Source organism: Devosia geojensis (assembly GCF_000969415.1).
In the GTDB taxonomy this organism is placed as follows: domain Bacteria; phylum Pseudomonadota; class Alphaproteobacteria; order Rhizobiales; family Devosiaceae; genus Devosia; species Devosia geojensis.
On record NZ_JZEX01000166.1, the window covers coordinates 1 to 5616 of the forward strand.

General features: G+C 67.6%; 8 protein-coding genes and 1 pseudogene. 2 read left to right on the top strand and 7 right to left on the bottom strand.

From position 1 onward, the window contains the following. The 5 genes and pseudogenes from VE25_RS22805 to VE25_RS18875 form a co-directional block, all read right to left on the bottom strand. A pseudogene (locus VE25_RS22805) lies at nt 1-85 on the bottom strand (IS5/IS1182 family transposase); the annotation flags it as partial. A 68-nt stretch (nt 86-153) separates the two neighbouring features. Next, a complete protein-coding gene (locus tag VE25_RS18860; RefSeq protein ID WP_046110219.1) occupies nt 154-891 on the bottom strand; it encodes a DUF8817 family protein in 738 nt (245 codons plus the stop codon). Nucleotides 892-966: 75 nt separating this feature from the next. Then, nucleotides 967-1341, bottom strand: coding sequence for a helix-turn-helix domain-containing protein (locus tag VE25_RS18865; protein WP_046110220.1), 375 nt, complete (start codon nt 1339-1341; stop codon nt 967-969). Continuing rightward, the gene (locus VE25_RS18870) at nt 1338-1937 is read right to left on the bottom strand and encodes a Smr/MutS family protein (protein ID WP_046110226.1); all 600 of its coding nucleotides are present in this window, start codon (nt 1935-1937) and stop codon (nt 1338-1340) included. The genes VE25_RS18865 and VE25_RS18870 overlap by 4 nt, the downstream gene beginning before the upstream one ends. A gap of 27 nt (nt 1938-1964) precedes the next feature. Next, the gene (locus VE25_RS18875; protein ID WP_046110221.1) at nt 1965-2687 is read right to left on the bottom strand and encodes a Tim44/TimA family putative adaptor protein; all 723 of its coding nucleotides are present in this window, start codon (nt 2685-2687) and stop codon (nt 1965-1967) included. Between the two features lie 165 nt (nt 2688-2852). On the opposite strand from VE25_RS18875, the gene VE25_RS23035 reads away from it, so the two are divergent. Together VE25_RS23035 and secB are read left to right on the top strand one after the other, a co-directional pair. Beyond that, nucleotides 2853-3296: an FxsA family protein gene (locus tag VE25_RS23035; RefSeq protein ID WP_160300003.1), complete on the top strand. Its 444-nt coding sequence runs from the start codon at nt 2853-2855 to the stop codon at nt 3294-3296. Between the two features lie 122 nt (nt 3297-3418). Continuing rightward, a complete protein-coding gene (gene secB, locus VE25_RS18885; RefSeq protein WP_046110223.1) occupies nt 3419-3961 on the top strand; it encodes a protein-export chaperone SecB in 543 nt (180 codons plus the stop codon). Between the two features lie 239 nt (nt 3962-4200). Here the strand turns inward: secB and dnaQ are convergent, their stop codons facing one another. After that, entirely contained in the window at nt 4201-4908 is a 708-nt protein-coding gene (gene dnaQ / locus VE25_RS18890; protein ID WP_046110224.1) for a DNA polymerase III subunit epsilon, read from the bottom strand. After that, nucleotides 4905-5501 carry a dephospho-CoA kinase gene (gene coaE / locus VE25_RS18895; protein ID WP_046110225.1) on the bottom strand — a complete coding sequence of 199 codons (597 nt, stop codon included), beginning with the start codon at nt 5499-5501 and terminating at the stop codon, nt 4905-4907. Before coaE ends, dnaQ begins: the two co-directional genes overlap by 4 nt. Nucleotides 5502-5616 lie beyond the last annotated feature (115 nt).

The following is a 5616-nucleotide window of genomic DNA, read 5'->3' on the forward strand; positions in this document are numbered from 1 at the left end:
CCACCCGCGCAACCCCGCGCGGCTTGTTCGGCAACAACGGAGCGATCATCCGCCACTCCGTCTCGCTGAGATCGTATCGCCCCATTCAAGAGCTCCTTTCGGAACCTTGAATCATCAACCCAAATCCCTCGCAACCGCTTATGAGTACGCGCTCTAGTCGGCGCGTTTGTCCTCGAGCCAGCCAACCACGTCCTGCTCGCGCGCCAGGTCCTCGGTGAGACCCTCCCGTTCGGCCGGCGCAAGGTTCACCGCCCTCAACCCGGCGAGTGCCTGCCGGGCGCCATCCGCATCCTCGATGAACATGGCGAGCTCGGCACGCATGGCGAACGCGCGGAAACGGATGACGGCCGAAGCGTCGGGGTGCCGGCGCAGGCCCGTATCGATCACCCGCCCGGCTCCGGCGTAGTCGGTTTTGAAGTCGCGCAGGATCCGGGCATTGTCGAGCACGCGCTCCAACCCCTCGAGATGAGCGGCTCCCCCGTATTCGAGGTCCTCGGGCTCGTCGCGCTCGACGAAGATGAAGGTGTTGCCGGACGGGTCGATCAGCGAGAAGCGGCTCTGGCCGGGGCGGAACCGGGTCATGCGCGGCCTGCCCGTCACCAGCACCTTTCCATAAGCCTTGCGCATGGCGGCGGTGAAAGCCTCGTGGTAGGGCGCGGCCTCGTCGACCAGCACCAGGCATCCGCCGGTGTCCTCGGCGTCGACGTCGAGGTCCTTGGGCGCGGCGGCGTAGTGCAGCTCGACGCCGTGCCAGGCGAAGGCGAGGTAGAGATAGGGCCGGCGCATCTCGTAGGTCAGGCGAAAGCCGAGCGCGGTCAGGAACGCGATCGTCTCGTCGGGAAAGGCGCAGTGCAGCCCGGGAATGGTGGTTTCGTTGCCGAATGCGTACATGGTCGCGGTTCTCCAGGAGAACCAGCGCTACCCTATGAAAAATGAACGAGAACTTACCAGCCCTGGAGTCCGGGGTCAGGACCCCGGCTTGCGCCCCGCCCGCCGCACCAGCTCGTTGCGCAGGAACACCAGGTCCTCGACCTCCAGCCGGGCGATGTCGCGGGCGAGGCGGTTGGTCAGCTCCGTCGCCTCGGGCGCCATGCCGCCGGTGTCGATGGTGATCTTGGGGTCGGAAAGTTCGGCGAGGCGCTGCAGTTCCTCGGCGTCGTCCCAGATGACGTTGAAGAAGGTGATGATGCGGTGCAGCATGAAGCCGGTCGGCCGGCCGCGCCGGCCGTGCTCGAGGGCCGAGAGATAGGCGCTCGAGACGTTGAGGGCGGCGGCCATTTCCTTCAAGGAGATGCCGCGCTCCTCGCGCAGCGACCGCAGCTTTGCGCCGAGCGGGGTCATGGCGCGGCCCTTCCGGGACGTCTCAGGCGCACGTAGAACGCGCCTTCCCCGCCATGCCCCTGGGCGGCCGAATGCCAGCCCGAGACATAGGGAGCCAGGTGCGGTTCGGAGAGCCAGACCGGCAGCATGGCGCGCAGCACGCCGCGCTCGATGATGACGGTGGCGAATTCGTCGATCTTCTTCAAGCCCTTGCCGGTGATGACCAGCACCGTGCGGTCGCCGCGCGCGGCGCGGGCGGGGATGAAGCGGCCGAGCGCCAAGCGCGCCTCGTCCTGGCGCATGCCGTGGAGGTCTATGCTGCCGTCGATCTCGATGTGCCCGCGCCGCAGCTTGCGGCGCAGGCGCGGCTCTATGGCGGCCTCGGGAACGACGCGCTGGGGGGGCGCCTGATAGGCCGGCATCGGCAGCGGCGGCGGGTGCTTGACCGGCGCGCGCTTCAATTGCGCAACGTCGGCGGGGGCGGAGGGTTCGGGGAGCGGCAGCGGCTCGGCAGGCTCACGCAGCACGCGCGGCTTGCGCAGCGGGTCGACGGTGCGGGTGACGGCGGTCCACAGGTGAAAATCGGGCACCGGGGATTTCGGACCGCGTCTGGCCATGGCCGTCGCCGCCTGCACGTCGTGCGATCAGTCGAGCTGGCTGGTGGCGACGAGCTTCCAGTTGGGGTCGCGCGACTTGGGGTTGCGCGAGAAGGTCCATTCGTCGGCGATGTTCTGCACCTGCTCGGCATGGCCCTCGACGAGCTGGCCGTCCTTCTCGTAGGTGGCCGAGACGACCTCGGCATAGAAGCGCACGGTGACGTTGACCACGCGCTTGTCGTATTCGGCGTCGGAGATCTCGATCTTGGGCAGGCCGACAAAGGTGAAGTCGACACGCCGTCCGGCGGCCTCGCGCTCGGCGATGGCGCGCTGGAAGCCGTCGAACACGTCCTTTTCCAGGAGGTTCTTGAGCGTCGCGCGGTCGCCCTGGGCAAAGGAGGTGACGATCATCTCGTAGGCCATCTTGGCCCCTTCGAGGAACGACTTGGGGGTAAAGGTCGGATCGGCGTCGGCCACGGCCTTGAGGTTTTCGGCAAGCGCTGCGTCGCCATGGGCGGACTGCTCGATCTCGGCCTCGAGCTTGCGCGCGCGCCGCTCGTCGTCGAGGTTCGGGGCAGGGGTCCCCTGCTGCGGGCGCAGCGGCACGACGGTTTCCTCGCCGGCCCGGGCCTTCGCCTCTTCCGAACGGGTCCGGTCGACGGGCGGCCGCTCGTTGCCCGTGCGGGTGCCCAGCACCGAGCGCAGCCGGAACAGGATCACCACGGCTACGCCGATGACGATGAGGGTCGGAAGATCGAAAAACTCGTCCATGTGGCCAGTCACACCCGGTTGACGCTTGTGTCAGATTTGCAGCGACGGCTCGCAGAGCCCTCAAGTCGTCCTATATATAGGCAAAGTGCGCCGCGAAACCAGTTCACGATTGGACGAATTGCCGCGAGCGCGCAGGCACGCGCCTTGAAACGGGAAGGAACATCCTTGGCACGCATCGCCCTCATCGGGCTCATCCTCGTCCCCATCGTCGAGATCGCGGTCCTCATCAAGGTGGGCCAGACCATCGGACTCCTGTGGACGATCGGGCTCCTCATCGCCGCAACGCTGGGCGGCGCGCTGCTCCTGCGCCTCGAAGGGCTCGCCGTCGTCGGGCAGATGCGCGCGAGCGTCGAGACCGGCCGGCTGCCGGCCCGCACGGTCGCCGACGCGATCATGATCGGGTTGGCGGCGGTGCTGCTCGTCCTCCCGGGCTTCCTCTCCGACATCCTCGCCATCGCCCTCCTGCTGCCGCCGGTCAGGTCGCTGGTCTATGCCGCGCTCTCCAAACGCATGGTCGTCGTCGATCCCGGCGCCGGCTCCTACCAGGACCCGCGGGTGCGCGGTCCGCGCACCATCGACCTCGACGACGAGGACTATCGGCAGAGATAATCGGATCGGCACGATGCGTCTCCCCCTCAAGGGGGAGGGGAGCAGCCGCGCCTTGTGACACGCGGCCAAAGATGTTAGCGAGGCGGCCAATTCCAGCCTTTCTTTCCAAAAAGGACAGACCCATGGCCGACGACAACCAGACCGCGAACGCGGCAACGCCCGGCGCCAATACCAGCACGGCCCCCAGCCTCAACCTCATTGGCCAGTACGTGCGCGACCTCTCCTTCGAGAACCCCGGCGCGCCCGGCTCGATCATGCTGGGCGGGGGCAATCCCGCCTTCAACGTCGCCATCTCCGTCGCTGTCAAGAAGCAGAGCGACGACGTCTATGCGGTCGAGCTCAACCTCAACGCCAAGGCCAACCGGGCCGAGCAGGTGCTGTTCAACGTCGAGCTCGTCTATGGCGGCGTGTTCCGCATCCGCAACGTCCCCGAGAACCAGCTCTCGACGCTGCTGATGGTCGAATGCCCGCGGCTGATCTTCCCGTTCGCCCGGCAGGTGCTGGCCAACGTCACCCAGCAGGGCGGCTTCCCGCCGCTGATGATGGAGCCGGTCGACTTCTTCGCCATCTACCGGCAGAACCTGGCCAAGCTCGCCGCCCAGCAGCAGGGCACGGCCCCGGCCGCACCGGCCAACAGCGACGCCCCCAGCGACAAGCCGAACTGAGTTTTTGTCGCTGGGCTGCCGCGTTACACGATCCGCGGCTCATGCACCGGCACATCCACCACCTCGATGTCACCCCGGCGAAAGCCGGGGCCCATCCTGAGATGCCTCGCCAGCCGCAAGGTGCATGAACGCGGCAGACAGCGGCCGATCTTCCCGTGAAATGGATAGCATCAGGGCTGGGTCCCGGCCTTCGCCGGGATGACGGCCGGTGGTTGGTATGGGGCCCAGGGGGCAGCCCATCAGGCCGCTACCGCGTCCTCATAGGCGTTCCACAACGCATCGGCGCCGATCGTTGCGATGAGCGCGGCGTGGGCGGCGAGCTCATCGGACGAGACGCGGGCGGCGAGCGGGGTCGGCCGCTGGCGGGCCGGAGCGCGGTCGACGAGGGTCAGGCCCGACGAGACCGTGGTCTCGGCGACCAGCGCCAGCGCCACCTGGCGGCCACCGATCAGCTCCAGATAGACATCGGCCAGGATCTCGCTGTCGAGCAGCGCCCCGTGCAGCGTGCGGCGCGAATTGTCGATGCCGTAGAGCTTGCAGAGCGCATCGAGGCTGGCGCGCGCGCCCGGATTGATCTGGCGGGCGAGCGCGACCGTATCGATGACCTCGTTGGTCAGCGCCGGACGCCCGACCTTTTCGAGCTCGGCGTTGAGGAAACCGATGTCGAAGGCGGCGTTGTGGATGACGAGCGTCGCATCGTCGAGGAAATCGACGAGGTCCTCGGCGACGGCCGCGAACAGCGGCTTGTCGGCCAGGAACTCGTTGGAGAGCCCGTGGACGCGATAGGCCTCCTCGGGCATGTCGCGCTCGGGATTGATGTAGACGTGGAACGTGCGTCCGGTCGGGATGTGGTTGATGAGCTCGACGCCGCCGATCTCGACCAGCCGGTCGCCGGTCGCCGGCGAAAGGCCGGTGGTTTCGGTATCGAGGACGATCTCGCGCTTCATTGGTTCGCCTGTTGCGCCTGGATTTTGGCCACCATGGCCTTGACCGTCCGGCGCGTCTCTTCCACCGGGCCGGTGGTGTCGATCACGTAATCGGCCCGCTCCTTCTTTTCGGCCTGCGGCATCTGCCGGGCAAGAATCGATTGCAATCTTTCCACGGTCATTCCCGGCCGCGCAAGGGCCCGGCGCCGTTGCTCGGCCTCGTCGCAGACGGTGACGGCCACCGCGTCGAACCCGTAGTCATGGCCGCTCTCGAAGAGCAGGGGCACTTCGACCGCGGCGAGGGCGGCTCCCTCGGCTTCTGCCACGTCCATGAACCGGGCGATTCGGTCCCGCACCATGGGGTGGATCAGCGCCTCGAGCTCGGAGAGCCGCTGCGGCTGCGCGGCAAGGGCAGCCGAAAGCCGTCCACGGTCTATGGCGCCATCGGCGGCGACACCAGGAAACAGCGCCTCGACCGCCTCGACCGCGGGGCCGGCATAAAGCTCATGGACGATCGCGTCGGCGGACGAAACCCTGGCGCCGAACTCGGCGAGGGCCTCGAGAACCGTCGACTTGCCGGTGGCGATGGAGCCGGTGACGCCGAGCCGGAACATCAGCGTGCCTTTCCCGACGCTGAAGCCGACGGTTCCTTCGCCTCCCTCCCCTCAGAGGGGAGGGAGGCGAAGGAACCGTCCGCTTCAGCGCCGGCCCTTAACCCCATCCGACGCC